The organism is Stenotrophomonas sp. 704A1, from assembly GCF_030549525.1.
Taxonomy (GTDB): domain Bacteria; phylum Pseudomonadota; class Gammaproteobacteria; order Xanthomonadales; family Xanthomonadaceae; genus Stenotrophomonas; species Stenotrophomonas tuberculopleuritidis.
Map to the genome: position 1 here is coordinate 2162330 of NZ_CP130831.1, position 25556 is coordinate 2187885.

The window sequence follows — 25556 nt, forward strand, 5'->3', positions numbered from 1 at the left end:
CAGACCGGCCCAGCCGCTGGCGGCTGTGCGTTCGGGCGCTTGCGAAGCAGTGCTTCGCAAGCAAAGCGCCCTCACCCCTGGGGGCTCAATGGCGCCTTGCTCGTGTGCGCTGTCCTGCGCACACGGCAAGACCGGGGTTGGGCGTCCTGCCCAACCCGCCCGAGGCATGCCTCGGGCCCATGGCGCCAACGGTCCTGCCAACCCACACCGCCCCGCCTTTGACAGTTTCCTGGTGACGGTGGGATGGGCCCTGGAATCACGTGGGGTCATGGGGTCAGATCCGTTTTCCGTTGGAAAACCGATCTGACCCCGATTGATTTCGTTATCTGTCAGAGATTGATCCACGCATGGCGTGGATCTACGCAGATCGCGAAAAACTGTCGAAGGCGGGGGGGGCCGGTTGCGGGAGTGTCCGCGGCATGAATGCCGCGCCCAAGCCCCCATGCATGCGTTTACGGCGTCTCCCGCAACCGGACCCACCCGCCATCCCACGGACAGCCGGCTTTTTGCTGTTGCTTCGGCTTCGGCAGGAGCAGGGCGCAGCCCTGCCGAACACCCCCTCATGCTGCGCCGCAGAATGCATTCGGCTGAACCTGCATGCTCTACTTGAATCGATCTAAATTCACGGTCAGGTGGGTCGGGCGTCATTCCAGGGGGAACTCTGCCGGTCACGGTGGGGCTCAGCGGGAGGCTGCCGGACGGCCCCGGGCCGTCTGCCTCTGCGTCATCGACTACAGGAACCCGACATGCGTCCAGTGCCGTCCGCTCCCGCTGTCCCATCGACCTCGCGCCCGCTGCTGCGCGTGACCTGCCTGCTGGCCCTGGCGGCCATGCCGGTGCTGCTGCAGGCCGCGCAGGCCGCGCCGGCCGCGCTGGAGCGCGAGGTCAATACCTTCATCGGCAGCAAGGACGACGGCAATACCTTCCCGGGGGCGTCGGCACCGTTCGGCCTGATCCAGGTCAGCCCGATCGGCAGCCACTATTCGGGCTGGCGCTATGACGACGAGAAGATCCGTGGGTTCGGTCATTCGTTCATCTCCGGCGCCGGGTGCTGGGAGCAGGGCGGCCAGGTGTCGGTACTGCCGGTGACCGGTTCGATCGGCCCGGGCGGCGATTTCGATACCGGCAACGCGAAGACGTTCGACCACAAGGCCTATGCCGCCTCCTATACCCATGAGGGCGAGGTCGGCCAGGCGGGCTATTACAAGGTGCGCCTGACCAGCTACGGCGGCATCGACGCCGAGGCCACCGCACGTACCCGCGCGGCGGCCGAGCGCTACACCTTCAGCCAGCGCAGCGGCGATGGCCACGTGCTGGTCAACGTCGGCCAGGCCAACGAGCGCCATTCGGTGATCGGCAGCGTGGTCGATGTGGTCGGCGACCGTGTGGTCGAGGGCAAGCTGGTCACCAAGAGCTTCTGCGGCGGCCATCAGTACACCACCTGGTTCCGCATCGAGTTCGACCGTCCGTTCAAGGCGCACGGCACCTGGGGCGAGGGCGGTGGCCTGCCGGGCGCGCGGCACAGCATGGAAGGCGAGCAGAAGCCGAACGGCGCCTGGCTCAGCTTCGATCTGGCCAAGGGGCAGTCGGTGACGGCCGTCAGTGCGATCTCGCATGTGGATGCCGAGGGCGCGCGCAGCAACCTGCGCGCCGAGGGCATGCAGGGGGGCGCGCTGCTCGGTTTCGACCGCATGCGCACGCTGTCCCAGCAGTCCTGGCGCGAGCAGCTGGGCCGGGTGCGCGTGCAGGGCGGCACCGCCGACGATCGCACCGTGTTCTACAGCGCGGTCTATCACGCACTGCTGCAGCCGATGACCGGCAACGACGCCGACGGCCGCTACCGCGGCTATGACGATGGCATCCATCGTGCCGAGGGCTGGACGTACTACGAGTACTTCTCGCTGTGGGATACCTACCGCGCGCAGAACCAGTGGCTGGCACTGACCCGCCCGGACGTGGCGCGTGACATCGGCCGCACCCTGCTGGCGATCGACGCGCAGGGGGGCTGGCTGCCGCGCTGGGGCTATGCGAACTTCGAGACCAACATCATGACCGGCGATCCGGTCACGCCGTTCATGGTCGACCTGTGGCGCTTCGGTGCGCTCAAGGGCCGCGAATCGCAGGCGTGGGATGCGCTGCGCCGCAACGCCTTCGGTACGCCGCCGCTGATCTCGCGGATGGCCGGCCGCTCCGGCAACCCGACCTATCTGGACAAGGGCTACGTGGTCTACGACCGTGCGTTCCCGTCCAAGGGCATGGATGTCGATCCGCACCACGGCGGCTCGGCGACGCTGGAGTACGCGCTGGCCGACTGTGCGCTCTCGCAGATGGCCGATGGCCTCGGCCACGCGCAGGACGCGGCGACGCTGCGCGAGCGTGGCCGCAACTGGCGCAAGGTCTGGGATCCGCAGGTGCGTGACGCCGAGACCGGCTTCACCGGGTTCCCGCGCCCGCGCACCGAGGACGGCCAGTGGTACACCCCGGCCGATGGCCACTACAGCCCGCGCTCGCACCACGGCTTCCATGAAGGCACGGCGTGGCAGTACCAGTGGCTGGCGCAGCAGGACGTGCCGGGCCTGGTCGATGCGATGGACGGCCGCGAACAGGCGGGGCGCCGCCTGGATGCGTTCTTCGCGATGGACGCGCTGCAGGCCGATCCGCTCACCGCCGCGCGTCGCGAGTGGGTGGTGGGGCCGTACAGCTACTACAACCAGTTCCGCTACAACCCCAACAACGAGCCGGACCTGCACGCGCCGTGGCTGTACACGCTGATCGGCCAGCCGTGGAAGACCGCCGCCGTGGTGCGTGCCGCGCAGCAGCTGTTCACCAATGCGCCCAATGGCGTGACCGGCAACGACGACCTCGGCACCATGTCGGCCTGGTACCTGTTCAGTGCGATCGGCGTGTACCCGGCGGTGCCGGGCAGCGGCCAGTTCCTGCTGCACACGCCGCGCTTCAGCAAGGTGGAGGTGGAGCTGGGCAACGGCCGCACCCTGCGCATCGACGCGCCGGGCGCCGATGGCCGCCGCCTGCAGTACGTGCAGGGCGTGCAGGTCGACGGCCAGGCGCACGCCCCGGTGTGGCTGGACTGGAACCGCCTGCAGCAGGGCCCGCGCCTGCACTTCGCGCTCGATGCGAAGGCACCGGAGCAGGGCTGGGGTACGGCGGTGAAGGACCTGCCGGTGTCCTGGTGCGCGGCACCGGGCAGCCAGCTGCGCTGAGACGGACTGTGCCGTTCGCGGTGACCCAGCGAACGGCACGGCACGACAGGGCCCTGATCCATTAGGCTTGAGCTTCCAGCGGAGTCCGGGAAGACGATGAACGACAACGGCGACAGTTCCAGCAAGCGTTCCGGCAAGGCGGTGACGGTGACCGACATCGCCCGTGCCATCGGCGTTTCGCGCGCGACCGTGTCGCTGGTGCTGCGCGGCAGCCCGCTGGTCAATGTCGATACGCGGGCCCGGGTCGAGGCCGAACTGCGCCGCCAGCGTTACGTCTACAACCGCGCAGCGGCCAACCTGCGGCGGCGGACCTCGTCCAGCATCGCGCTGGTGATCAACGACCTGTCCAACCCGTTCTTCGCCGAATTCGCCTCGGGCGTGGACGAAGCGCTGGGGGGCCGCGGCTATGTAACCTTGCTGGGCAGCACCGGCGAATCGCCGGAACGCCAGCAGGCGGTGCTGTCGACGCTGATGGAGCACACCCCTGCCGGGCTGATCCTCTCGCCCGCCGAAGGCAGCGATGCGACGCTGCTGCGCCAGGCGCTGGGCGCCACGGCCAACGTGCTGCTGTTCAACCGCGAACTGGAAGGCGCCGACTGGGACTTCCTGACCCTGGACAACCAGCACGGTGCGTACCTGGCCACCCGCCACCTGATTGAACGCGGCCATCGGCAGATCGCCTTCTTCGGCGGTCATGCCGCCTCCAGTTCCTGCCACCAGCGCCGTGCCGGCTTCCAGCAGGCGCTGGCCGAGGCCGGGCTGTCACTGCCGCCGGGCTGGATGATCGAATCGGCGCCGAACCGGCTGGAGGCCGCCGCGCGCACCGATGAGCTGTTCGTCGATGGCCACCGCCCGAGCGCGGCGGTCTGCTACAACGACACCGTGGCGCTGGGACTGATGCTGGGGCTGAACTCGCGCGGCATCCGTCCAGGCGGTGATTTCGCCGTTACCGGTTTCGATGACATTTCCGAGGCGTCGGTTGCGGTGCCGCCGTTGACCACGCTCACCGCCGATCCGCGTGAGCGTGGCCGGCAAGCGGCCGCGCTGCTGCTGCAGCGGCTGGACGAACCGGATGCGCCGCCGCGGCGCACGGTCGCGCCCGTGCAGCTGCGCATCCGCGAAAGCAGTGCCGCGCGACCGACCTGATTCCTTCCACATACCCTTCCACGCAACAACGACCTTCCGCGCATCGAGGCGCGTACCGCATGCCGATCTCCGCAACGCCCCGTCCCTCGGGTTCTTCGGGCAACGCACCTGCCGTCACCAACGGCAAGGCCCTGGCCGTGGTCACCACGATCTTCTTCATGTGGGGCTTCCTGACCTGCCTCAATGACATCCTGATCCCGCATCTGAAGGCGGTGTTCGAGCTGAACTACGCCAAGGCGATGCTGGTGCAGTTCACCTTCTTCGGCACCTATTTCCTGATGTCGTTGCCAGCGGGCCGGCTGGTGGCCGCGCTGGGCTACAAGAAGGGCATCGTCGCCGGCCTGGTGATCGCCGGCATCGGTGCGCTGGGCTTCTGGCCCGCCGCCGAGCTGCGCGTCTATGGCGCCTTCCTCGGCGCGCTGTTCGTGCTGGCCACCGGCATCACCGTGCTGCAGGTCGCTGCCAATCCCTACGTTGCGCTGCTCGGTCCGGAGCAGACCAGCTCCAGCCGGCTGACCCTGGCACAGGCATTGAACTCGCTGGGCACCGCCATCGCGCCGATCTTCGGCGGCATGCTGATCCTGTCCAACACGGTCAAGAGCGCCGATGACATCGCCGCGCTGCCGGCCGCCGAACAGCTGGCTTACCGCGCCGCCGAGGCACAGGCAGTGCAGGGCCCGTACGTGGGCCTGGCGGTGGCGCTGGTGCTGCTGGCGCTGTTCGTGTTCCTGTTCCGCCTGCCGGCATTGAGCGATGCCACCGAACAGGCCGACCAGGGCCATCACCACAGCTACCTGGATGCGCTGCGCAAGCGCCACCTGCTGCTGGGCGTGCTGGGCATCTTCTTCTATGTGGGTGCCGAAGTGTCGATCGGCAGCTTCCTGGTCAACTACCTGTCGATGCCCACCATCGGGGGCTTCAGCGAACAGGAAGCCACCCATTACGTGTCGGCCTACTGGACGATGGCGATGATCGGCCGCTTCGCCGGCTCGGCGCTGCTGGCACGCTTCTCGCCCAGCCGCCTGCTGGCGATCTTCGCGCTGGTCAACGTGGCGCTGCTGGCCACGACCATGCTGACCTCCGGCAGCATCGCGCTGTATTCGGTGGTGGCGATCGGCCTGTTCAACTCGATCATGTTCCCGACCATCTTCGCACTGAGCATCGAGCGCCTGGGGCCGCTGACCAACAAGGGTTCGAGCCTGCTGATCATGGCCATCGTCGGCGGTGCCGTGGTGCCGTACCTGCAGGGCGTGCTGGCCGACCACATCGGCGTGCAGGCCAGCTTCATCCTGCCGCTGCTGTGCTACGGCTACATCATCTTCTACGGACTGGTCGGCGCACGTACGCCGGCTTCCGCAACGCAGGGAGGCTGAGTCCGGAATGGGTGCCATCGTCTGCTTCGGCGAAATTTTGATCGATCTACTAGCGCAGCCACCGGCTTCGGCCGATACCCCGCGCGCGTTCCTGCAGTATGCCGGCGGTGCGCCGGCCAACGTGGCGGTGGCGGCTGCACGGCTGGGCGCGCAGACCCAGTTCGTCGGCATGCTCGGCCGTGACATGTTCGGTGACTTCCTGGCCGACAGCCTGGTCGAGCATGGTGTCGGCACCGATTACATCGCGCGCACCGATGCGGCCAAGACCGCGCTGGCCTTCGTGGCGCTGGATGCAACGGGCGAGCGCAGCTTCAGCTTCTATCGTCCGCCGGCGGCCGACCTGCTGTTCCGTGACAGCGACTTCCAGTCCGCCTGTTTCGACAGCACCCAGTGCTTCCATGTCTGCTCCAACAGCCTGACCGAACCGGCCATTGCCGAGGCGACCTTTGCCGGCATGGAGCGCGCCCGCGCTGCCGGTGCGGTGGTCAGCCTCGATCTGAATCTGCGCCCGGCCCTGTGGCCGGCGAACGAGGACCCGACGCCGCGCCTGTGGCAGGCGCTGGAGCGGGCCGACCTGGTCAAGCTGTCGCGCGAGGAGCTGGACTATCTGGCCGCGCCGCTCGGCGATGACGGCGAAGTGCGGGTGCTGCGACGCCTGCTGGCCGCGCAGGCGCGCTGGGTGATCGTCACCGATGGTGCGGCCACCTTGCACTGGTACACCCGCGACAACCACGGCACGGTCACCAGCTTCCGCGTGGCCACGGTCGACACCACGGCGGCCGGCGATGCCTTCGTCGGTGGCGTGCTGGTCGGCCTGCTGGAGCGCGGCGGGGCCGGTGCAGGCTTCGCCGCCTTCTGCCAGGACCCGGAGGCGATCACCGCCACGCTGCGCTTCGGCGCCGCGGTCGGTGCGCTGGCGGTTACCCGCAAGGGCGCGTTCGCCGCGATGCCCTCGCTCGATGAAGTGCAGCAGCTGCTGCAGGCACAGGACATTACCGCATGAGCCCCTCGCCCGATTTCCGTTCGCCCGCGTTCCTGCGCGCACACATCGCCGACACCCTGGCGTTCTACCACCCGCGCTGCATCGACCCGGATGGTGGCTTCTTCCATTACTTCCGTGATGACGGCAGCATCTACGATGCCAGCCATCGCCACCTGGTCAGCAGCACCCGTTTCGTCTTCAACTACGCGATGGCTTACCGCGAGTTCGGCAACGCCGAGTACCGCGACGCGGTGGAGCACGGCGTGCGCTACCTGCGCGAGGTGCATCGCAACCCGGCCACCGGTGGTTACGCCTGGACCCTGCGCGATGGCAAGGTCGAGGACGACATGAACCACTGCTATGGCGTGGCGTTCGTGCTGCTGGCCTACAGCTGCGCACTGAAGGCCGGCGTCGAGCAGGCCCGCGACTGGATGGACGAGACCTGGCAGCTGCTGGAGGCGCGCTTCTGGGAGCCGCAGCACGGCCTGTACAGGGACGAAGCCGATGGCCAGTGGAACTTCACCGGCTACCGTGGCCAGAACGCCAACATGCACATGTGCGAGGCGATGCTGGCCGCGTTCGAGGCCAGCGGCGAGCAGCGCTATGTGGAGCGCGCACTGCAGCTGGCCGACAACATGACCCGCCGCCAGGCCGCCAAGGCCGGTGGCCTGGTCTGGGAGCACTACGATGAGAACTGGGAGATCGACTGGGACTACAACCTGGACGACCCCAAGCACCTGTTCCGCCCGTGGGGCTTCCAGCCTGGGCACCAGACCGAATGGGCCAAGCTGCTGCTGATCCTGGATCGCCACGTGCAGGCCGACTGGCTGGTGCCGACCGCGCAACATCTGTTTGACGTCGCCGTCGCACGCAGCTGGGACGACACCCGCGGTGGCCTGTACTACGGTTTCGCACCGGAATCGCGCCGGCAGCCGGGCATGGACGGCGCGGCGATCGGCGGCGACAGTTTCGTCTGCGACGACGACAAGTACTTCTGGGTGCAGGCCGAAACGCTGGCCACTGCCGCGCTGATGGCCCAGCGTACCGGCGATGAGCGCTACTGGCAGTGGTACGAGCGGATCTGGGCGTACGCCTGGGAGCACTTCGTCGACCACCAGTACGGCGCCTGGTTCCGCATCCTCGATGCCGACAACCGCAAGTACAGCGATGAGAAGAGTCCGGCCGGCAAGGTGGATTACCACACCATGGGCGCGTGCTACGAAGTGTTGAACGTCGTGCGTTGATGCGGGTGTCGCCACACGCATGGTGAATCGGAAACGGTAGCGCCGGGCCTCGCCCGGCGAACACAACAGGAGCCTCACGTGCATCGCCTTCCCCTCGTTGTCCGTCTGCTCCTGCTGCTGATCGCCGCAGCCGCCTTCCCGGCCACTGCGGCGCCTCTGCAGGCGCAGTGGGAATTCCGCATGCTGCCCGGTGATGCGCAAGGGGCGGCCCATCCGGGCCTGCAGCGCTGGCGCGCGGCCAGGGTGCCGGGCAGCGTGCATACCGATCTGCTTGCCCACGAACTGATCCGCGATCCGTATGTGGGCGCACCCGAGGCCGAACTGCAATGGATCGGCCTGGCCGACTGGGAGTACCGCGCGCGCTTCGACGTGGATGCGGCGACCCTGGCCAGGGCGAACGCCGAACTGCGCTTTGACGGGCTGGATACCTATGCCGAGGTCACCCTCAACGGCAAGCCGCTGCTGCGCGCGGACAACGCGCACCGCACGTGGCGGGCACGGGTCGAGGGCCGGCTGCGCGCCAAGGGCAATGAACTGCAGATCGTGTTCCGTTCCCCCATCCGCACCCTGCTGCCAGGCGTGCAGGCGATGCCGCACAGGATCGCCGGCAACTATCCATCGCCCTACGGTGACGAGCCGAAGGACGCGATGGTCGGCAACTTCGCACGCAAGCCGGCCTATCACTTCGGCTGGGACTGGGGCCCGCGCTACGTGACGGCCGGGGTCTGGCGGGGTGTCGACCTGCAGGCCTGGGATGCGCATCGGCTGACCGATCTGGCGGTGCGCACCGATGCATTGAGTGCGGAGCAAGCGAAGCTGGCGGTGATGCTGCAGGTGGAGCAGGGCGCGGCGGCGGGCTCGGCGGTGGTGCATGTGGACGTGCACGATCCGCAGGGCCGCAGCGTGGCCCAGGTGCAGCGCACGGTGCTGTTGAAGCCCGGCCAGAACGCTGTCGAACTGCCGGTCGAACTGGCCACGCCGCAGCGCTGGTGGCCGGTCGGCCACGGTGCACAGCACCGCTACACCGTGAAGGCCCGCCTGGATGATGGCGCCGATGCCACGCTGGCACGCGAGCAGCGCATCGGCCTGCGCACGGTCGAGCTGCGCCGCGAGCAGGACGGCAAGGGCGGGCAGGGCTTTGCCTTCGTCATCAACGGCGTGGAGATCTTCGCCAAGGGCGCCAACGTCATTCCGTTCGATGCCTTCCCCGCACGCGTAGACGCCGCACGCCTGCGCCAGGTGCTGACCGCCGCGCGCGATGCCAACATGAACATGCTGCGCAACTGGGGCGGCGGCTATTACGAAGACGATGCGTTCTTCGACATCGCCGACGAGCTGGGCCTGCTGGTCTGGCAGGATTTCATGTTCGGCGGCGGCATGCAGCCGGGCTACGATCCGGCGTTCCGCGCCAGCGTGGTGGCCGAAGCGCGCGACAACGTGCGCCGGCTGCGCCACCATCCCAGCATCGTGCTGTGGTGTGGCAACAACGAGGAAGAGACCGCCTGGAAAGACTGGGGCCATGGCCGCGACCTGAAGGCGGCCGACCCGGCCTTCGCCGCCAGGGTCTGGCAGGGGTATGTCGACCTGTTCGGCAATGACCTGCGCCAGGTGGTGGGCGAGGAAGGGTTGGGCGTGCCGTACTGGTCCAGTTCGCCCAGCAACGATCTGGACGAGAAGGCCAACGACTCGACCCGCGGTGACAAGCACTACTGGCAGGTGTGGGGCAATCCGGCGCTGCCGGTGCAGGCGTATCTGCGCGAAACCCCGCGCTTCATGTCCGAGTATGGGCTGCAGGCGTGGCCGGCGCTGGCAACCGTGGACCAGATCGCCACCCGCGCCGAGCAGCGCATCGACAGCCCGGTGATCCGTGCGCACCAGAAGTTCATGGCCGGCGAAGGCAACAGCCGCCTGCTGCATTACATTGAACTGGGCTATGGCACGCCGCGCGACTTCGAGGACTTCGTCTATCTCAGCCAGGTGATGCAGGCCGATGGCATCGCGCTGGCCGCGTTGCACCATCGCGCGTCGCGCCCGTACACGATGGGCTCGCTGTACTGGCAGCTCAACGACGTCTGGCCGGGCGCGTCATGGTCCAGCGTGGACTACTTCGGGCGCTGGAAGGCGCTGCACTACGCCGCACGCCGCTTCTTCGCCCCGGTGACGGTGGCCGCACTGCGTGACCAGGGCAGCACCCGCGTGCGCCTGATCAACGATGGCGCTGCGCTGGACGCACGCTGGCGGTTGCGGGTGATGGACGTGGACGGCAAGGTACTGCGCCGTCGCGAGCAGGCGCTGACGCTGGCTGCCGCCGGCGTCACCGACATCGGGACCTACCGCGATGCCGAACTGCTGGCAGGCGCCGATCCGAAGCGCACGGTGGCGGTGTTCGAACTGCTGCAGGACGGCAGGGTGAGTGCGCGCCAGGTGGTCGGGTTCGTCGAGGCGAAAGACCAGCAGCTGCCGCGGCAGGCGCTGAAGAGCACGCTGTCCATCGAGGGTGACCACTACCGGCTGCGGCTGCAAAGCACCGGCCTGGTGCGTGCGGCCTGGATCGACTTCGGCGCACTGGATGTGCAGGTGGACGACAACCTGCTTGACCTGCTGCCGGGTGAGAGCCGCGACGTGACGGTGCGCGGCCCGGTGGACCTGGCGACGCTGCGCGACGCGCTGAAGGTGAGGACCCTCAACGACCGGTGAGGCCATCCGCCGGGCATGGCCCGGCGCTACCCTTCACCGGATCGCGCCAGCGCCGGGCCATGCCCGGCGAGCGCAGCGGGGCGGCGCTTACAGCTGGATCTGCTGGAAATTCTCGACGCGCTCGTGGCCGTTGGCGGCCTGGCCGGTCCGCGGCAGCGGGTAGTCGTCCAGGCGGTCGATCAGGCGTGTCTGCAGGCCGGCATCGCGGGCGGCATCCAGCTCCTCGACCACATCGGACAGGAACAGGATCTCGCCGGCCGGCACGCCGATCGCCTGCACGATGCGGCGGTAGCTGTCGGCCTCGCGCTTGCCGCCGATTTCGGTATCGAACCAGCCCGACACCAGTGGGCTCAGGTCACCGGCATCACTGAAGCCGAAGAACAGCTTCTGCGCCGGGACCGAGCCGGACGAATACACGTACAGCGGCAGGCCCGAGGCATGCCAGCCCTTCAGCACCGGCGCCACTTCCGGGTAGAAGTGCGCGGTGTAGTCGCCACGGCGGTAGCCTTCGTCCCAGATCAGCCCCTGCAGCGCCTTCAGCGCCGTGTGCTTGCGATCCTGGTCGATCCAGCCCTGCAGGGTCTCGGCCACCAGGCTGTCCTGGCAGGCGCCACCGATCTCGGCGGCGACCGCATCCAGCCAGCGGCGTACGTCCGGCCGCTGGCCGTGCTCGGCCACGAACGCGGGCAGCGCCTTGCGGGCATAGGGAAACAGCACGTTCTTGACGAACGAGATGCTGCTGGTGGTGCCTTCGATATCGGTCAGGATGACGCGGGGCTGCATGGATCAGGACGCCTGGGTGGGTACGTAACGGGGAAATTTCTGTGCGATGTCGGTGCCGGTGAAGTGACCGACCCAGCCATCCGGCTCGGTGAAGAAGCGGATCGCCACGAAGCTCGGTTCATCACCCATGTCGAACCAATGAGTGGTGCCATCGGGTACGGCGATCAGGTCGTCCTTCACGCACTCGATCTCATAGACCTTGTCGCCCACGTGCAGGGTGAACAGGCCCGAGCCGGCGACGAAGAAACGCACTTCGTCTTCCTTGTGGAAGTGTTCGTCGAGGAACTTCCTGCGCAGCTCGGCACGGTTCGGGTTGTCCGGGGCGATCGAGGCCACGTCCACGCTCTTGAAGCCGCGCTCGGCCACCAGGCGGTCGATGTCGGTGCGGTAGGCAGCGAACACTTCCTCCTGGCTGGCGCCCGGCGCGACCGGCGCGGTGGCCTGCCAGCGCTCGAAGGTGACGCCGATCTTCTGCAGTTCGGCAGCGATGACCACGCCGTCCTGGGTGTCCAGCAACGGCGATTCGGGGCGGGTGTCGTCGTAGATGCGCAGTCGGCTCATGGCGGCAGCTTGAACGTCTCGGGGGGAAGACAGGGTAGCAGGGTGGGGGCAGGGCGCAGATTCCAGATGGGAATCTGCGCTGCGGGTTCAGCCGCGCAGCTTGCGCAGCTCCAGTTCGCAATGCAGCAGGAACTCGAACGCTTCCAGGTGCCGGCGCGCTTCGGCCATGTCCCGGCCCCAGGCGTACAGGCCATGGCCATCGATCAGGTAGCCCCACAGGGTCTGCGTGTCGAGCAGCGCATCAACCTGGGCCGACAACACGTTCATGTCCTGGGTGTTGGCGAACACCGGGATGTCGATGGCCATCTCATGGGTACTGTTGCCGGCAAAGGCCTTCAGCAGTTCGTAGCCCTCGACCCGGATGTGGCCCTGCGGCGCGTACAGGCGCGAGGCGATGGTCTGCACCGGCGAATGGGTGTGCAGCACGCAGCCGATCTCGGGGAAGCGGCGGTACAGCTGGGTGTGCAGCAGGGTCTCGGCGGAGGGGCGCAGCGGACGGCCGACGGCCTGGCCGTCGAAGTCCACCACCATGATGTCGTCCTCGATCAGCCGCCCCTTGTCCTTGCCGGACACGGTGATCGCGGCGTGGTGGTCGTCCAGGCGGTGGGAGAAGTTGCTGCTGGTGGCCGGGGTCCAGCCGGCCTGGGCCAGTTCGCGGACGTTGTCGATCAGCAGCTGGGCCAGTTCGCTCAGGCGCGCGGTGTCGTAGGGGAAGGTGGGGGCGTTCATGGGAGCGATTTTACGTGATCCGGCCCATGGCTGGGCCTGTGGCGTGGCGCTGGGCTGTTGCACCGAACACGAGGCGCGGTTGTGCCCGAAGCTAGTGGACGGGGTTTGGATCGAGTCAGACATAGCGCGAGCTGAATGGGGGAAGCTGCGCTCGCGCTGGAAGCGGTTCCGGTCGTGGACAGCCCTCGTGCTGCGAAACACCATCGAAGTGCCGCAGGAGTTCCGGCGAGCGCCAGGGAAAGGAGTACTTCGATGATCACGCGCGCGATGGGGATGATGGGGCTGATCGGCATCATGCTGGCCAGCAGTGGCTGCACGATGGAATGGGTGAAGATGGATGCGGGCGCGCGGTCATTCGGCCCCGCCCACGCGAGTTGCAGGGCTCAGGCAGACGATCACTGGCCGGTCAGGAATGAAGTGGCCACGCGCACCGTCTACGAGGACCGCAAGGTGCCCTGCAGGCTTGATGAAGTCTGCGCCATTGACGGCAAGTACAACATGGTACCCATGCCGAAAGAGGAGAGTTACATCGTGGACGTCAACGCGTCCGACCGCAGCAGCGAGTTCAATGCCTGCATGGCCGGTGCCGGCTGGCAGCAGCAGCTCATCTGGTTCAATCGCCGCTAGGCGGGGCGGGCGCAGCCGACTACGGCTGCTCGACCGATTGCTGTTCTACGGCGTCGAGGGAACAGTGGCCAGCGAAGAATGAAGTGGCCCTGCGAACCGTCTATGTGTAGAAGCTGGAGACGTGCAGGGAGGAGGACAAGAACAAGTGCGGCGTGGAGGGAAATTGCAGTCGCGTCCAGCGGCCGGAAGTCGGGAGCTACGTCCTGGACGTGAACCAGAGCAGCCCCCATGGACGGGTTCACGGCGTCCCCCGCGAACCCAACCCGTCCTGCCAAACCCTCATGCCCGCTGTTGCCGTTGCTCCGGCTTCTGAGGCGGGTGCAGGGCCGCAGGCCCTGCAATGCAAATCCCCTTATTTCCCCCGCAGTCGGCTGTGCCTGAAGCCGTAGCAGAAATAGATCACGAAACCGACGAACGTCCACACGCCCATCAGCATCCAGTTGTGCAGCGTCATCGCCGACAGCAGCGCCAGGCAGCTCAACACGCCCAGGCTGCAGACCAGCCACGCCATCGGCATGCGGAACGGACGCGGCAGGTCCGGCTGGGTGCGGCGCAGGATCAGCACGCCGGCACACACGGCGGCGAACGCGATCAGCGTACCCATCGAGGTCAGCTCACCCAGGATGTCCAGCGGGAACAGCGCCGCCAGCAGGGCGATGCCGATGCCGGTGATCACGGTGTTGATGTGCGGGGTGCGGTACTTCGGGTGGATCCTGGTGAACACCTGCGGCAGCAGGCCGTCGCGGCCCATGATCATGAAGATGCGCGGCTGGCCGATGATCATCACCAGTACCACCGAGGACAGGCCGACCAGCGCGCCGATCTCGACCACCCAGCGCAGCCAGCCCAGCTGCGGGTGTGCCGCCACGGCGGTGACCACCGGCTCGTCGGTGCCCAGCAGCTGGAACGGCACCAGGCCGGTCATCACTGCGGCCATCGCGATGTACAGCACGGTGCAGATCACCAGCGACAGCATCATGCCGAACGGCATGTCGCGCTGCGGATTCTTCGACTCCTGCGCCGCCACCGACACCGCCTCGAAGCCGATGTAGGCGAAGAACACCATGGCCGCGCCGCGCAGCACGCCTTCCATGCCGTACTTGCCCGGCCCTTCGTTGGCCGGAATGAACGGGGTCCAGTTGCTGGTGTCCACATACTTCCAGCCGGCCACGATGACCAGCACGATCAGGCCGGTCTTGAGCACGACCATCGCCATGTTCATCGCCGAGGACTTGCTGATGCCCACGTAGCACACCGAGGTCAGCAGCAGCACCAGCGCGGCGGCGGGCAGGTTGGCGATCGCACCGGTCGGGCGCAGCTGCGCGTCGAGCGGCGCGCTGACCAGCGCTGCGGGTAGATGGATGTCGAACTGGCTGAGCAGGCTGAGGAAGTAGCCGGTCCAGCTGACCGCCACCGCCGAGGCGGAGACGCCGTATTCGAGCACCAGCATCCAGCCGATGAACCACGCCGAGAGCTCGCCGAAGGTGGCGTAGGTATAGGTGTAGGCGCTGCCGGAGACCGGCACCATCGAGGCGAACTCGGCGTAGGCCAGCGCGCAGAAGGCGCAGCAGATGGCGGCCAGTACGAACGACAGCATGATGGCCGGGCCGGCGTGGTTGGCGGCGGCCTGGCCGGTGATGACGAAGATGCCGCCGCCGATCACCGCGCCGATGCCCAGGGCGGTCAGGCCCCAGGGGCCGAGGTGGCGGCGCAGGCTGAGGCCGTTGGCGTCTTCATGGGCGGCATGCGGGTGCTTGGTGGCCCACAGTTGCTTGAACATGTGTGGTGGTCTTGTCGAAGCGCGCCACAACCGGCGCGCGGGGGAAAACGGACGGGCCGGCGCATGGCCGGCCCGTAGGCGGATCAGGGCGACTTGGCCAGCTTGCTGTTGCGGATGCCGTAGCCCAGGTAGATCAGCAGGCCGAGCAGGGTCCAGCCGACGAACAGGTGCCAGTGCACCACGAATGCCTGCCAGAACAGGAACAGGCAGGTGGCCGCGCCGAGCGGGCAGATGATCCACACCATCGGCACGCGGAACGGGCGGTGCAGGTCCGGCTTGGAATAGCGCAGCACCAGCACGCCGATGCAGACCGTGGCGAAGGCCAGCAGGGTGCCCATCGAGACCAGTTCACCCAGCACGTTCAGCGGCACCAGGCCGGCCAGTGCGGCGGCGATCACGCCGACCACGATGGTGGCGACGTACGGGGTGCGGAAGCGGGTGTGGACCTTGCCGAAGAACTTCGGCAGCAGGCCGTCGCGGGAGATGGTGTAGGCGATGCGGGTCTGGCCCATCATCATCACCAGCACCACCGAGGACAGGCCGGCGATGGCACCGATCTCCACGAATGTCTTCAGCCAGGACAGGGTCGGGTAGGGTTCCAGCGCGGTGGCCACCGGCTTGTCGGTGCCCAGCAGGTGGTACGGCATCATGCCGGTCAGCACGGCGCAGACGATGATGTAGACGATGGTGCACACGGCCAGCGAACCGAGCAGGCCGATCGGCATGTTGCGCTGCGGGTCCTTGGTTTCGCCGGCGGCGGTGGAGACCGCATCGAAGCCGATGTAGGCGAAGAACACGATGGTGGCCGCGCGGAACACGCCGCTCCAGCCGAATTCACCGGCCACGCCGGTGTTGTCCGGAATGAAGGGCTGCCAGTTGGCCGGATCGATATGCGCCGCGCCGATGCCGATGAACAGGCAGATGACGGTGACCTTGATCGCCACGATGATCGCGTTGACGAACGCCGACTGGGTGACGCCGACGTACAGCAGGCCGGAGACGGCCGCCACGATCAGCACCGCCGGCAGGTTGAACAGCTTGCCCGAGGCGATGAACTCGCTGCCGGTCCAGGCGATGGGCGCCGCACTGAGCGCGTCCGGGAAGGGCATGTGCAGGGTGGTGGTGATGAAGCTGATGAGATAGGCCGACCAGCCCACCGCGACCGAGGCCGAGGCGAACAGGTATTCCAGCACCAGGCACCAGCCGATGAACCAGGCCATGCCTTCGCCCAGGGTGGCGTAGGAGTAGGAGTACGCGCTGCCGGAGACCGGCATCATCGCGGCGAACTCGGCATAGCACAGGCCGGCCAGGGCGCAGGCGAAACCGGCGATGACGAAGGACAGCATGACCGCCGGGCCGGCATGGTTGGCGGCGGCCTGGCCGGTCAGCACGAAGATGCCTGCACCGATCACCGCACCCACGCCCAGCAGGATGAGATGTTTCGCCGTGAGGGTCCGTTTCAGCGTGGCTTCGCCATCCAGGCTGCCTTCGATGGGTTCGCCGGCATCGACGTGCCCGGCCGGCTCGACCGGCTTGACCCTCAACAGAGCTTTCAGCATGCAGTACTTCCCTAAGATCGGTGGGTGGGGCCGGCGATACATTGCCGCCGGTCCTGGTTGGTGAAAGCCGTGCGAACGGCCCGCTGTACCTTAGCCAAAGCTGAAGCCAACGCACAAGCGCAATCGCAACAATGAGCGGCGATAATGAGCAGTATTTTTCCGGACCCCGCCCATTCATGAGCCAGACCGCCGAAACCCTTGCCGTGCTTGACGATCGCCTGCGTGGCCTGCTGCGGGACTACGCCCGCCGTGAGCCTGCCCACGACGCACTGGCTGCCGAATTCGGCACACTGCTGGACGATCCGGAAGACCCGTTCCTGCGCGAGCGGCTGGCCGGTCACTTCACCGCCAGCTGCTGGCTGGTCAGCGCCGATGGCGCGCGCGTGCTGCTCACCCACCACCGCAAACTGCAGCGCTGGCTGCAGTTGGGCGGCCATGCCGACGGTGATCGCGACCTGGCGCGGGTGGCACTGAAGGAGGCCGAGGAAGAGTCCGGCCTGGGCGGGCTGGTGCTGGACGACCCGGCCATCTTCGACCTGGACAAGCACTGGATTCCGGAACGCAAGGACGTGCCGGGGCATTGGCACTACGACGTGCGTTTCGTGATCCGGGCGCTGGGCGGCGAGGACTTCGTGCTCAGCGAGGAGTCGCTGGCGCTGGCCTGGCGGCCGGTGAGCGAAGTCGCGTCCGATCCGGAATCGGATGCATCCATGCAGCGCATGGCGCGCCGGTGGCTGGCACGCTGATGGGTTCCGCCGGGCATGGCCCGGCGCTACCGTCATCCTTCGCGCCGCGCCATGGCCGGCGACGTCTCGGTCAATACAGGATGCGCGTGCGCAGCGTGCCCGGAATCGCGGCCAGCTCGTCGCGCACGGCGGCGGCCTGTTCCTCGCTGGCGGTGATGTCGATCACCACGTAGCCGACCTTCGGGTCGGTGCGCAGGAACTGGCCGTCGATGTTGACGTTGTGGCGCGAGAAGATCTCGTTGACCTTGGACAGCACGCCCGGCACGTTCTGGTGGATGTGCAGCAGGCGCAGGCTGTCGGCGTGTTCGGGCAGGGTCACTTCCGGGAAATTGACCGCCGACAGGGTGCTGCCGTTGTCGCTGTAGCGCACCAGCTTGGCCGCCACTTCCACGCCGATGTTGTCCTGCGCTTCCAGCGTGCTGCCGCCGACGTGCGGGGTCAGGATCACGTTGTCATGGCGGGTCAGCGGCGATTCGAAGATATCGCCGTTGCCCTTCGGCTCGACCGGGAACACGTCCAGCGCGGCGCCGCCGAGGTGGCCGCTGGCGAGCGCGGCATCCAGTGCATCGATGTCGACCACGGTGCCGCGGGCGGCGTTGATCAGGTGCGCGCCCCTGCGCATCTTCGCCAGCTCGGTGCTGCCGACCATCCACTGCGTGGCCGGGGTCTCCGGGACGTGCAGGGTGACGATGTCGGCGCGTGCCAGCAGGTCGTCCAGGCTGGCCGCCGCACGCGCGTTGCCGAGCGCCAGCTTGGTTTCCACATCGTGGAAGATGACCTGCATGCCCAGCGATTCGGCCAGCACACCGACCTGGGTACCGATGTGGCCGTAGCCGATGATGCCCAGCGTCTTGCCGCGCACTTCATGGCTGCCGCTGGCCGATTTCGACCAGCCGCCGCGATGGCATTCGGCATTCTTCTGCGGAATGCCGCGGGTCAGCATGATCGCCTCGGCGATCACCAGCTCGGCCACGCTGCGGGTATTGGAGTAGGGCGCATTGAACACCGGGACGCCCGCCAGTTCGGCCGCGTCCAGATCCACCTGGTTGGTGCCGATGCAGAAGCAGCCGACCGCGATCAGGCGCTTGGCCTCGGCCAGCACCTCGGCGCTGAGCTGGGTGCGCGAACGAATGCCGACGATGTGGGCTTCGGCGATGCGCGCCTTCAGTTCGTCTTCCGGCAGCGCCTTGGTGTGCGCCTCGATCTGGCTGTAGCCGGCGGCGCTGAATACGTCCACGGCGGTCTGGCTGACCCCCTCCAGCAACAACACGCGGATATCCTGCTTCGGGAACGAGGTCTTCTTCGGCGACATGGGGCGGCACGGCCAGTGGGACAGGGGCCGACCACTATGCCAGAACGCCGCGCCCATGGTGCAGTGCGCAATTGGTTGCATCCGTAGCTATCGGCGCGTTCGGCAGGGCTGGACGCTGGCCCGCCCCGCTGGCACGCTTGCCCGTTCTTCACGCACCGCGCTGGACCGTCATGACCGATTCCCGCATCGCCTCGCTGCAGCAGGCCTGTCCCGGCCTGAAGCTGAAGACCGACCCTGCCGACCTGGAACATTACGGGCGCGACTGGACCCGGCGCTGGACGCCGGCGCCGCTGGCGATCGCGTTGCCGGCCACGGTCGACGAGGTGCAGGCGGTGATGCGCTGGAGCGCCGGGCATGACGTGGCGGTGGTGCCCTCCGGTGGCCGCACCGGCCTGTCCGGTGGCGCGGTGGCCGCCCATGGCGAACTGGTGCTGAGCCTGGAGCGGATGAACAAGGCGCTGGCCTACGATGCGGTCGACCGCACGCTGGTGGTGCAGGCAGGCATGCCGCTGGAGGCGCTGCACAACGCCGCGCTGGAGCACGGCCTGATCTACCCGGTGGATTTCGCCGCGCGCGGTTCGTGCACGATCGGCGGCAACATCGCCACCAATGCCGGCGGCATCCGCGTGATCCGCTACGGCAATACCCGCGAATGGATCGCCGGACTGAAGGTGGTCACCGCCACGGGCGAACTGCTCGAGCTCAACAAGGGCCTGATCAAGAACTCCAGCGGCTACGACTTCCGCCAGTTGCTGATCGGTTCGGAAGGGACGCTGGGGGTGATCGTCGAGGCGACGGTGAAGCTGACCGATCCGCCGCCGGCCAGCAACGTGATGCTGCTGGCGCTGCCCAGCTTCGAGGTGCTGATGCAGGTGTTTGCCGCGTTCCGCGCGCGCCTGCAGCTGCAGGCCTTCGAATTCTTCACCGACCGTGCGCTGGAGCATGTGCTGGCGCATGGCGCGCAGGCGCCGTTCGATGAAGTGCACCCGTACTACGTGGTGACCGAGTTCGCGGCCAACGACGAGGCGCAGGAAGCGGCGGCGATGGCCGCCTTCGAGGACTGCATGGGCAATGGCTGGGTCAGCGATGGTGTGATCAGCGCCAGCGACGCCCAGGCGGCCCAGCTGTGGCGCCTGCGCGAAGGCATCACCGAATCGCTGGCGCGCTACAAGCCGTACAAGAACGATGTCTCGGTGCGGATCTCGTCGATGCCGGCGTTCCTGGCCGAGACCCAGGCGCTGATCGGGCAGGCCTATCCCCACTTCGACGTGGTCTGGTTCGGTCATATCGGCGACGGCAACCTGCATATCAATGTGCTCAAGCCGGATGACACCAGCGACGCGGATTTCGTGGCGCAGTGCGAGCAGGTGACCACGCTGCTGGCACAGGTGCTGGCGCGCTTCGATGGCAGCATTTCGGCCGAGCATGGCATCGGCCTGGTCAAGAAGGGCTACCTGCACAGCACCCGCGGCCCGGCCGAGATCGCGCTGATGAAGGCGGTCAAGCGTGCGTTCGATCCCCAAGCGCGGCTGAATCCCGGGAAGCTCTTCGACGCCTGATGCAGGCAAAGACTTCACGCAGCCGTTACGCTCCCCGCACCCAACCCTGAATCACAGACCATGACCCGTCCGCTTCTGCTGCTCGCCCTGCTGTCCCTGCCGCTGGCCGGCTTCGCTTCCAGCTTCGCCGGTACCTCGGCCGGATCGGCCACCGGCGCATCGTCCGGCTCCTCTGGCAGCAGCTCGGGCGACGACAAGGTGGTGCTGGCCGCGCGCGATGACGCGGCCGCTTTCGTCGCCAGCGATGGCCAGATCCGCGGCGCACGCCTGCAGGCGGCGCTGGTCCACCTGCGCGAGCAGGACACGGCTGCGCAGCAGAAGAGCGATCTGCAGCTGGCCCAGGCCCTGCTGGCGCGTTGATCCGGACAGCATGACGCCCGCGCTGAAAGCCGCCGGGCGTGGTCCGGCGCTGGCGAAGCGCGGGTGGTGGCTGGGCGCGCTGTTCGCACTGCCCACAGCCCACGCGGCCGAGCGCCTGCAGCTGGACCCGGCTGGACTGGACGCGGCCCAGCAGCAGCTGGCCCGGCAGACCCTGGCCGATGTGCAGGCGCTGCTGCCGGAAGGCCTGCTGCGCGCATTGCCGGCGCAGGTGCCGGTGGCCTGGCGCGATGACCTGCCCAGCGATGTGCATGGCCGCGCCGTCGCCGGCGGCATTGTGCTGCGCCGCGACCTGCTTGATGATGGCCCGCCCGCCGCGCGTCGGGCCCGCCGCAGTGCATTGGTCCACGAACTGACCCACGTTGCGGACCGCAGCGGAGCGCACTGGTCGCGCAGCGCACGCTGGCGCGATCTTGCCGGCTGGCAGCGCAGGCCATGGCACCTGGGCCGCGGCGACAACGCCTTCCGCGATCGCAGCCCGGATCGCTACGAACTGGAGAGCCCGGCCGAGTATCTGGCGGTCAACGCCGAACATTTCGTGCTGGATGCCGAGTTCGCCTGCCGCCGGCCGGCGCTGGCACAGTGGTACCGGGCGCAGCTGGGCGCGCCGCCCTCGCTGCCGCAGCCGGACTGCGAAACCCGCGTGCCGCTGCTCCAGGCCGAGGCCGAGGAGGGCGCCGCATCGCTGCTGGCGCTGGACCCGGCGCAGGTCTACCAGGTGGACTACCTGTTCGCCGAAGGCAGCGCGCAGCCGATGAGCCGCTGGGGGCACAGCATGCTGCGCCTGGTGATCTGCCGCCCCGGCCGCGCGCCGGGGCCGGCATGCAGGCTGGACCTGGAACATCACCGGGTGCTGTCGTTCCGTGCGTTCGTCGGTGATGTGCAGATCTCCAGCTGGCGCGGCCTGACCGGTGGTTATCCCTCGCGCCTGTTCGTGCTGCCGCTGCAGCAGGTGATCGACGAGTACACCAAGGTGGAGCTGCGCGGGCTGGCATCGCTGCCGCTGCAGCTGGACCGCAGCGAGATCGCCAGCCTGCTCGAACGCACCGCACAGGTGCACTGGAGCTATGACGGCCGCTACTACTTCGTCAGCAACAACTGCGCGGTGGAGACGGCCAAGCTGCTGCAGGCCGGGGTGCCGCGCCTGGGGCTGGCGGGGCTGGCGCAGCTCAGCCCCCGTGGGCTGCGCCGCCGCCTGGCGCGGCTGCACGCCCTCGACGAGCAGGTGCTGGCCGACCGCGCCCGCGCGCAGGCGCAGGGCTACTACTTCGCTTCTGCACGTGACCACTACGCGCAGCTGTTCGCGGTGGCCGCGAGCCAGGCACCGCTGCCGGCAGGGGATGTCGCCGGCTGGCTGAAGCTGCGTGCAGGCCAGCGTGCAGCGTGGCTGCAGCAGGGCGACCTGCGCGCCAGCGCCGGCCTGCTGCTGCTGGAACAGGCCGCGCAACGGCGTGCCGAGCTGCGTGCCCGTGATGCCTTGAAGCGGCGCCTGCTGGCGGAGGCGGACAGCAGCGCAACGCGCTCGCTGCGTGCGTTGCTGGAGCAGAGCGGCCAGTGGCTGCGGCCCGCACAGCAGCTGCCCGGTGCCGGCTATGGCCTGCCCTTGCCCGAAGAGCAGGCTGCGCTGGCCGATGCCGCCCGCGCCGCCAGCAGCCGCGCGGTCCCGGCGTGGCAAGCGCTGCGGCGCCAGCTGCGCGGGCAGCTGCCCGCCGCGCAGCAGCGTGAGCTGGAGGATATCGACCGCAACCTGGCCGTTTTGGGCGAGCGGGTGCGCCGGCAGGCAGCCGATGCAGCGGCTACTGGCGCGGCAGCTCGATGACGAAACGACTGCCGCCGGCACTGCCCGGCGTGCAGTAGACCTGTCCGCCGTGCGCATCGGCAATGGCCTTGACCACGGCCAGGCCGAGCCCGCTGCCGCCACCCTGGCGCGAACGTGAGCCATCGCCGCGCATGAAGGGGTTGAAGATGTCCGCATGCAGCGCCGGGTCGATGCCCGGGCCTTCGTCCTCGATCGATACCTGTACATGCGCCAGCGTGTCATGCACGGCAATGCGCACCCTGCCGGTGCTGGCGTAGCGGCGCGCGTTCTCCAGCAGCGCCAGCAGCGCCTGCCGCAGCCGCGTCGGGTCGCAGTGCGCCGGGTGCTCCTCGCGGCTGGTTTCCAGTTCCAGCACGAACCCCGCCGCACGGAAGGCCGGATCCACCAGGGTCATCACCGAATGCACTTCGGTGACCACGTCGGTGCGGGCGCGCCGCACGTCGAGGCGCGCGTTGTCGGCCAGGCTGAGCACACGCAGATCCTCGATCAGGCGCGACAGGCCTTCGACCTGCGCCAGCAGGCTGCGGAACTGTGACTCATCGGGATGGAACACGCCCTCGGCCAGCCCCTGCAGGCGCCCGCGCAGGATCGTCACCGGCGTGCGCAGCTCATGGGCGATGGCGGCGTGCCACATCACCCGCTCGCTTTCCATCTGCTGCAGGCGGCGCGCCATGGCGTTGAAATCGTCGACCAGCGCGGCGACTTCGCCGGGTGAGTTCGCCTCGGCAGTGGCACGTGTGCCGAGGTCGCCGGCGGCGAGGGCGCGCACGCTGTCCACCAGCGAGTTGAGCGGCGACAGGATGCGATGGGCCAGGCGGAACGATGCCGCGATGGCCAACGCCAGGCCGGTGAGGATCACGCCGACCATCCAGGCCAGCTCCGGCCCGGTCGGCAGCCAGCCTTCGGGCTCGCTGGCACTGGCCGGGAAGAACTCGATCAGCACCGCATACAGCAGCCACGACGAGAGGATCATCATCACGATGACGCCGATCACCATCAGCGACATCGAGACGATGATGTGCCGGCTGAGCCCGGACCGGCGCATCAGCGGTCCGCCATCAACCGGTAACCGACGCCGCGCACGCTGGCCGGGATGTTGGTCACGCCGACCTCGTCCAGCTTGCGGCGCAGCTTGCTGACATGGCTGTCGACGGTGCGTTCCAGCGCCTCGCTTTCGGGCAGGCACTCGTGCATCAGCTCGCTGCGGCTGAAGATCCGCGAGGGCGCCAGGGCCATGCAGTGCAGCAGCTTGAACTCGGTCAGGGTCAGCAGCAGCTCATGGCTGTAGCCGTCGCCTTCCACGTGCACGGCATGGGTGGCGGTGTCCACCAGCAGCGGTCCGACGCGCAGGGCGGTGGGTGCGTCCACCCGGGTGCCACGCAGCGTGCGCCGCAGCACCGCGCGCACGCGCGCGGCCACTTCGGCGGGGTTGAACGGCTTGACCACGTAATCGTCGGCGCCCATCCGCAACGCGGTCAGCTTGTCCAGGTCCTGGTCCAGCGCGGTCAGCATGATCACCGGCGTTCCGCCGCGCTGGCGCAGCTGCGAGAGCACGCTCCAGCCATCCAGGCGGGGCAGCTGCACATCCAGCAGCACCAGGTCCGGGCGCATGCTGCGGTGCAGGTCCAGTGCGGCCTGGCCGTCGGCCGCGCGCAGCGTGCGCAGGCCCTCGCGTTCGAGGTAGGCGGTGAGGATGTCGGCGATCTCGGCTTCGTCCTCGACGATCAGGACCAGGGCCGCGAGGGCGGGAGAGGCGTGCATGGCGGGGCGATGCCGGAAGGTGCTTGCCTCCATCGTATCTCCACACTTCCTCCATCGAAACCCCATCATCGCCACGCACACTGCGCGCTTCATGATTTGTCAGCCGCGCCAGCGGCATTGTGCACAGCAATGAGAACCTTCAGGACTCCGGTCGCGCTGGTCGCGTCCCTCGCCCTGGCCATGACGGCCTGTTCCCGCCCCGAACCCAGTGTGGATCCCGCGCCGCGCGTGAGCGTGGTGACCGTCGGCCCGCAGGTGGTGCAGCGCGATGACGAACTGCCCGGCCGCGTGGCGGCGGTGCGCACCGCGCAGATCCGCGCACAGGTGGGCGGCATCGTGCAGCGCCGGATGTTCGAGCAGGGCGCGGAAGTGCAGGCCGGCCAGCCGCTGTTCCAGATCGACCCGGCGGCGTTCCGTGCCGATGTCGATTCGGCACTGGCGGCCCTGCAGCGCAGCGAAGCCGCGCTCGGCCGCAGCCGCGTGCAGTCGCAGCGGCTGCAGGCACTGGCCGCCGCGCAGGCGGTCAGCCAGCAGCACCGCGACGATGCGAGCGCGGAGTACGAGCAGGCGCGGGCGGCGGTCAACGAGGCACGCGCCATCCTGGCGCGCCGCCAGCTGGACCTGCGCTATGCCACGGTCAGTGCGCCGATCGATGGCCGCATCGACCAGGCGCTGGTGACCGAGGGGGCGCTGGTCGGTGTCGCCGACGCCGAGCCGATGGCCGTGGTGCAGCAGATCGACCAGGTCTACGTGGACGTGCGCCAGCCGGCTTCGCAACTGCAGTGGCTGCAGCGCAGCGCGGTCGATGGCGAACTGCCGGTGACCATCATCGGCTCGGCTGGCGCAGCGCTGCCCGAGCGCGGTCGGCTGCTGTTCTCCGGGGTCAACGTCGACGCACGTACGGGCGACGTGATCCTCCGCATCCTGGTCGACAATCACGCGCGGCAGCTGCTGCCAGGCATGTATGTGCGGGCGCGGGTTCCGCGTGGCGCGCCGCACAGTGCGCTGCTGCTGCCGCAGCAGGCGGTGCTGCGCAGCGCGGGCGGGCAGGCCTACGCCTGGGTGATCGGCGGCGACGGCAGGGCGGTGATCCGTACCCTGGAGGTGGAGGGCGGCGTCAACCGGCAATGGCTGGTGCGGCACGGCCTGAAGGCCGGCGAGAAGGTGGTGGTGGAAGGCCAGGAACGCCTGCAGGAAGGTGTCCAGGTCGATCCGCGCGCGTGGCAGGTGCCGGTCGCGGGTGCCGCCGTTGCGGCGCCCTCCGGCGATCAGGGCTGAG

Annotated in this window: 20 protein-coding genes; 12 read left to right on the top strand and 8 right to left on the bottom strand. The window is 68.3% G+C overall.

Features of this window, described 5'->3' with window-relative positions; genetic code table 11:
- The first annotated feature begins 746 nt into the window (after positions 1-746).
- From Q5Z10_RS10300 to Q5Z10_RS10325, 6 genes are all read left to right on the top strand, one after another.
- Positions 747-3221, top strand: a complete 2475-nt coding sequence (locus tag Q5Z10_RS10300; RefSeq protein WP_442758950.1) for a GH92 family glycosyl hydrolase — start codon at positions 747-749, stop codon at positions 3219-3221.
- A 96-nt stretch (positions 3222-3317) separates the two neighbouring features.
- The gene (locus Q5Z10_RS10305) at positions 3318-4367 is read left to right on the top strand and encodes a LacI family DNA-binding transcriptional regulator (RefSeq protein ID WP_303638984.1); all 1050 of its coding nucleotides are present in this window, start codon (positions 3318-3320) and stop codon (positions 4365-4367) included.
- 59 nt (positions 4368-4426) lie between these two features.
- The gene (gene fucP / locus Q5Z10_RS10310) at positions 4427-5740 is read left to right on the top strand and encodes an L-fucose:H+ symporter permease (protein ID WP_303638985.1); all 1314 of its coding nucleotides are present in this window, start codon (positions 4427-4429) and stop codon (positions 5738-5740) included.
- Between the two features lie 7 nt (positions 5741-5747).
- Complete coding sequence (locus Q5Z10_RS10315) at positions 5748-6743, top strand: carbohydrate kinase family protein (RefSeq protein ID WP_303638986.1); 996 nt, start codon at positions 5748-5750, stop codon at positions 6741-6743.
- Positions 6740-7966, top strand: coding sequence for an AGE family epimerase/isomerase (locus Q5Z10_RS10320; protein ID WP_303638987.1), 1227 nt, complete (start codon positions 6740-6742; stop codon positions 7964-7966). The genes Q5Z10_RS10315 and Q5Z10_RS10320 overlap by 4 nt, the downstream gene beginning before the upstream one ends.
- A gap of 78 nt (positions 7967-8044) precedes the next feature.
- Entirely contained in the window at positions 8045-10663 is a 2619-nt protein-coding gene (locus tag Q5Z10_RS10325) for a beta-mannosidase (RefSeq protein WP_303638988.1), read from the top strand.
- An 87-nt stretch (positions 10664-10750) separates the two neighbouring features.
- Here Q5Z10_RS10325 and mtnC read toward each other — a convergent pair whose 3' ends face one another.
- The 3 genes from mtnC to Q5Z10_RS10340 form a co-directional block, all read right to left on the bottom strand.
- Complete coding sequence (gene mtnC, locus Q5Z10_RS10330; protein ID WP_303638989.1) at positions 10751-11446, bottom strand: acireductone synthase; 696 nt, start codon at positions 11444-11446, stop codon at positions 10751-10753.
- A 3-nt stretch (positions 11447-11449) separates the two neighbouring features.
- A complete protein-coding gene (locus tag Q5Z10_RS10335) occupies positions 11450-12007 on the bottom strand; it encodes a 1,2-dihydroxy-3-keto-5-methylthiopentene dioxygenase (protein ID WP_303638990.1) in 558 nt (185 codons plus the stop codon).
- An 87-nt stretch (positions 12008-12094) separates the two neighbouring features.
- A complete protein-coding gene (locus Q5Z10_RS10340; RefSeq protein ID WP_303638991.1) occupies positions 12095-12736 on the bottom strand; it encodes a methylthioribulose 1-phosphate dehydratase in 642 nt (213 codons plus the stop codon).
- 252 nt (positions 12737-12988) lie between these two features.
- On the opposite strand from Q5Z10_RS10340, the gene Q5Z10_RS10345 reads away from it, so the two are divergent.
- Positions 12989-13363 carry a hypothetical protein gene (locus Q5Z10_RS10345; protein WP_303638992.1) on the top strand — a complete coding sequence of 125 codons (375 nt, stop codon included), beginning with the start codon at positions 12989-12991 and terminating at the stop codon, positions 13361-13363.
- A gap of 352 nt (positions 13364-13715) precedes the next feature.
- On the opposite strand, the gene Q5Z10_RS10350 is transcribed toward Q5Z10_RS10345, so the two are convergent.
- Together Q5Z10_RS10350 and Q5Z10_RS10355 are read right to left on the bottom strand one after the other, a co-directional pair.
- Positions 13716-15143 (bottom strand): amino acid permease, encoded by a 1428-nt coding sequence (locus Q5Z10_RS10350; protein WP_303638993.1) that lies wholly within the window; start codon positions 15141-15143, stop codon positions 13716-13718.
- Between the two features lie 83 nt (positions 15144-15226).
- The gene (locus Q5Z10_RS10355) at positions 15227-16702 is read right to left on the bottom strand and encodes an amino acid permease (protein WP_303638994.1); all 1476 of its coding nucleotides are present in this window, start codon (positions 16700-16702) and stop codon (positions 15227-15229) included.
- Between the two features lie 131 nt (positions 16703-16833).
- On the opposite strand from Q5Z10_RS10355, the gene Q5Z10_RS10360 reads away from it, so the two are divergent.
- On the top strand, positions 16834-17448 hold the full coding sequence (locus Q5Z10_RS10360; RefSeq protein ID WP_303638995.1) for an NUDIX hydrolase: 615 nt from the start codon (positions 16834-16836) through the stop codon (positions 17446-17448).
- A 70-nt stretch (positions 17449-17518) separates the two neighbouring features.
- Here the strand turns inward: Q5Z10_RS10360 and serA are convergent, their stop codons facing one another.
- Complete coding sequence (gene serA, locus Q5Z10_RS10365; RefSeq protein WP_303638996.1) at positions 17519-18760, bottom strand: phosphoglycerate dehydrogenase; 1242 nt, start codon at positions 18758-18760, stop codon at positions 17519-17521.
- 170 nt (positions 18761-18930) lie between these two features.
- Here serA and Q5Z10_RS10370 point away from each other — a divergent pair, with 170 nt between their 5' ends.
- The 3 genes from Q5Z10_RS10370 to Q5Z10_RS10380 are packed head-to-tail and all read left to right on the top strand — an operon-like array spanning position 18931 to position 22516.
- Entirely contained in the window at positions 18931-20319 is a 1389-nt protein-coding gene (locus tag Q5Z10_RS10370) for a D-2-hydroxyglutarate dehydrogenase (protein WP_303638997.1), read from the top strand.
- Positions 20320-20379: 60 nt separating this feature from the next.
- Positions 20380-20679, top strand: a complete 300-nt coding sequence (locus Q5Z10_RS10375) for a DUF2388 domain-containing protein (RefSeq protein WP_303638998.1) — start codon at positions 20380-20382, stop codon at positions 20677-20679.
- A 10-nt stretch (positions 20680-20689) separates the two neighbouring features.
- On the top strand, positions 20690-22516 hold the full coding sequence (locus Q5Z10_RS10380; RefSeq protein ID WP_303638999.1) for a DUF7844 domain-containing protein: 1827 nt from the start codon (positions 20690-20692) through the stop codon (positions 22514-22516).
- Here Q5Z10_RS10380 and Q5Z10_RS10385 read toward each other — a convergent pair.
- A complete protein-coding gene (locus tag Q5Z10_RS10385) occupies positions 22494-23561 on the bottom strand; it encodes an ATP-binding protein (protein ID WP_303639000.1) in 1068 nt (355 codons plus the stop codon). The two genes, Q5Z10_RS10380 and Q5Z10_RS10385, sit on opposite strands and share 23 nt — an antisense overlap.
- A complete protein-coding gene (locus Q5Z10_RS10390) occupies positions 23561-24277 on the bottom strand; it encodes a response regulator (RefSeq protein ID WP_303639001.1) in 717 nt (238 codons plus the stop codon). The genes Q5Z10_RS10385 and Q5Z10_RS10390 overlap by 1 nt, the downstream gene beginning before the upstream one ends.
- Before the next feature lie 129 nt (positions 24278-24406).
- Between Q5Z10_RS10390 and Q5Z10_RS10395 the strand changes: the two genes are divergently transcribed.
- A complete protein-coding gene (locus Q5Z10_RS10395; protein WP_303639002.1) occupies positions 24407-25555 on the top strand; it encodes an efflux RND transporter periplasmic adaptor subunit in 1149 nt (382 codons plus the stop codon).
- Position 25556 lies beyond the last annotated feature (1 nt).

Excerpts from the sequence above, each read along its gene's own strand:
- Q5Z10_RS10300 (WP_442758950.1), top strand. The coding sequence starts at position 747 with ATGCGTCCAGTGCCGTCCGCTCCCGCTGTCCCATCGACCTCGCGCCCG.
- Q5Z10_RS10305 (WP_303638984.1), top strand. The coding sequence starts at position 3,318 with ATGAACGACAACGGCGACAGTTCCAGCAAGCGTTCCGGCAAGGCGGTG.
- fucP (WP_303638985.1), top strand. The coding sequence starts at position 4,427 with ATGCCGATCTCCGCAACGCCCCGTCCCTCGGGTTCTTCGGGCAACGCA.
- Q5Z10_RS10315 (WP_303638986.1), top strand. The coding sequence starts at position 5,748 with ATGGGTGCCATCGTCTGCTTCGGCGAAATTTTGATCGATCTACTAGCG.
- Q5Z10_RS10320 (WP_303638987.1), top strand. The coding sequence starts at position 6,740 with ATGAGCCCCTCGCCCGATTTCCGTTCGCCCGCGTTCCTGCGCGCACAC.
- mtnC (WP_303638989.1), bottom strand. The coding sequence starts at position 11,446 with ATGCAGCCCCGCGTCATCCTGACCGATATCGAAGGCACCACCAGCAGC.
- Q5Z10_RS10335 (WP_303638990.1), bottom strand. The coding sequence starts at position 12,007 with ATGAGCCGACTGCGCATCTACGACGACACCCGCCCCGAATCGCCGTTG.
- Q5Z10_RS10340 (WP_303638991.1), bottom strand. The coding sequence starts at position 12,736 with ATGAACGCCCCCACCTTCCCCTACGACACCGCGCGCCTGAGCGAACTG.
- Q5Z10_RS10345 (WP_303638992.1), top strand. The coding sequence starts at position 12,989 with ATGATCACGCGCGCGATGGGGATGATGGGGCTGATCGGCATCATGCTG.
- Q5Z10_RS10350 (WP_303638993.1), bottom strand. The coding sequence starts at position 15,143 with ATGTTCAAGCAACTGTGGGCCACCAAGCACCCGCATGCCGCCCATGAA.
- Q5Z10_RS10355 (WP_303638994.1), bottom strand. The coding sequence starts at position 16,702 with ATGCTGAAAGCTCTGTTGAGGGTCAAGCCGGTCGAGCCGGCCGGGCAC.
- Q5Z10_RS10360 (WP_303638995.1), top strand. The coding sequence starts at position 16,834 with ATGAGCGGCGATAATGAGCAGTATTTTTCCGGACCCCGCCCATTCATG.
- serA (WP_303638996.1), bottom strand. The coding sequence starts at position 18,760 with ATGTCGCCGAAGAAGACCTCGTTCCCGAAGCAGGATATCCGCGTGTTG.
- Q5Z10_RS10370 (WP_303638997.1), top strand. The coding sequence starts at position 18,931 with ATGACCGATTCCCGCATCGCCTCGCTGCAGCAGGCCTGTCCCGGCCTG.
- Q5Z10_RS10375 (WP_303638998.1), top strand. The coding sequence starts at position 20,380 with ATGACCCGTCCGCTTCTGCTGCTCGCCCTGCTGTCCCTGCCGCTGGCC.
- Q5Z10_RS10380 (WP_303638999.1), top strand. The coding sequence starts at position 20,690 with ATGACGCCCGCGCTGAAAGCCGCCGGGCGTGGTCCGGCGCTGGCGAAG.
- Q5Z10_RS10385 (WP_303639000.1), bottom strand. The coding sequence starts at position 23,561 with ATGCGCCGGTCCGGGCTCAGCCGGCACATCATCGTCTCGATGTCGCTG.
- Q5Z10_RS10390 (WP_303639001.1), bottom strand. The coding sequence starts at position 24,277 with ATGCACGCCTCTCCCGCCCTCGCGGCCCTGGTCCTGATCGTCGAGGAC.
- Q5Z10_RS10395 (WP_303639002.1), top strand. The coding sequence starts at position 24,407 with ATGAGAACCTTCAGGACTCCGGTCGCGCTGGTCGCGTCCCTCGCCCTG.